This is a genomic window from Neobacillus ginsengisoli (genome assembly GCF_030813055.1).
Genome location: NZ_JAUSTW010000031.1, coordinates 1 through 1,577, shown reverse-complemented (window position 1 = coordinate 1,577; position 1,577 = coordinate 1). Strand labels below are relative to the sequence as shown.

At 32.9% G+C, this 1,577-nt stretch carries 2 protein-coding genes; both read right to left on the bottom strand.

The features are described 5' to 3' along the window. Nucleotides 1-94: 94 nt before the first annotated feature. The gene (locus tag J2S10_RS27345) at nt 95-415 is read right to left on the bottom strand and encodes a putative quinol monooxygenase (protein WP_307414351.1); all 321 of its coding nucleotides are present in this window, start codon (nt 413-415) and stop codon (nt 95-97) included. Between the two features lie 582 nt (nt 416-997). Then, nucleotides 998-1,402: an SMI1/KNR4 family protein gene (locus J2S10_RS27340; RefSeq protein ID WP_307414349.1), complete on the bottom strand. Its 405-nt coding sequence runs from the start codon at nt 1,400-1,402 to the stop codon at nt 998-1,000. Nucleotides 1,403-1,577: the final 175 nt, after the last annotated feature.

The window sequence follows — 1,577 nt, the reverse complement described above, 5'->3', positions numbered from 1 at the left end:
TTTAGGAAGGTTATTCGGCGTGCACATTTTTAGTATAGCATGAGAAATTTAATTTTTTATTGAAAAATATTGACAAACTATTAGCTGGTTTAGCTTAATAAGAATTCGATGAAATGCCTTTCCCACCTCTTGTTTTTAGGGTGCTGATTCTCTCCATTCCAGTAATAATTGGTTTTGCACGTTTTATTAATGTTTGTGTTGTTTCAAGAGTTAGAGAGGCTTGGTGGGCATTTTCATTACTCCACACTTCATAAACATAAACAGCATTTGGTTCGCTCTCAGAAATATTTACGAGATATATCTCGCATTCATCCAGATTCTTCATTGATTCTGCTGCTTCCAACAAAATATCTACCATTGTGTCACGTTCGCCTTCTTGTATAATAAACTTGCCAAACAAACTAAATTTGCTCATATCGTCCTCCTTAATTTTGTCAACTGTTAATTATTTCTACATCCAAACTCGATTCTCCTATTATTTCCATAAATAAAAACTAATAAAAGCTTCTTTCACTAACCTGCCACGTTACTTGAATAAGTAAAAATGCATTACCCCCTTTTGAAAGTAAAGCACCCAGTCATTTCTGCAAGTAATTAAAAAAACTGAAAGATTCCAACTGAATCTTAAACTTTCAATTTTGTTATTACTAATAATTGTTGCCTATTTCTCCCCACATACTTCCTTAACTTGATGATTTGTGTCAATAATGAAAGTGTTCCCCTGTGAAGATTCAATAGTTTGAATAAGTCTAAGTTTCACCAATTCTGGATTTTTTCCATCATCTTAGCTGCTTTTGAAAGACTTCTTAAAGTCGCCATTTCTCCTCTTGCTTTTTCTAAGGAGATAAGGGCTTCTTTTTTAGCTTTAATTGCATCTGCAGATAGCTTTTGCAATGTGCTAAAGTATACAAAATAAGCTTACTTAAAGAATCCTTATTAAGCTAACCTGCCCATTTAGTTAAATAACGATAATGAAAAAAGGACTGCCGAAATATTCTTAAGAAAATATAATAATAAATTCCTTTAAACTAGGTGCATATTCTTCTAATTCTGTTGTCTCGTGATTCCAAAGATAAACGGTATCTCCCATTTTCCCGTTCATTTTTTTAAAGCAAAGTATATCTCCCGAACCATCATCACCAATCGCAATAAGGTCTTCAGACATTCTTTCATCTCTTACTTCCTTATTTTGTCTAACAACATCATCCCATGTTTTTTTAGGATTTATTTGGGTTTTAATAGGATAGAGAATCCATTCACCAATCTCCGCATTATTTACTAACTTAAAAAGTTCTTTGTACTGTTCGGGAAAAATCAAACCTAACTTTTCCTCTGCCAGCTTTATATCCGATTCAGCAACGCCTGATTTCTTTGTTTCGATTAATTTCCGTACATTCTGCATTTAGATATAACTCCTTTACCCATAAATCTTTCATTATTAATAATTCAATAACAAATTTATCATTTCCTTCTTCAAGTAACCTGCTTCGTTACTTCAACAAGAAAAAAGAGCTGCCGATCTGTCCGTTGATCTTCAACTCTTGAACTCCGATAGCTGAATAAGAAAACTTGAGAAA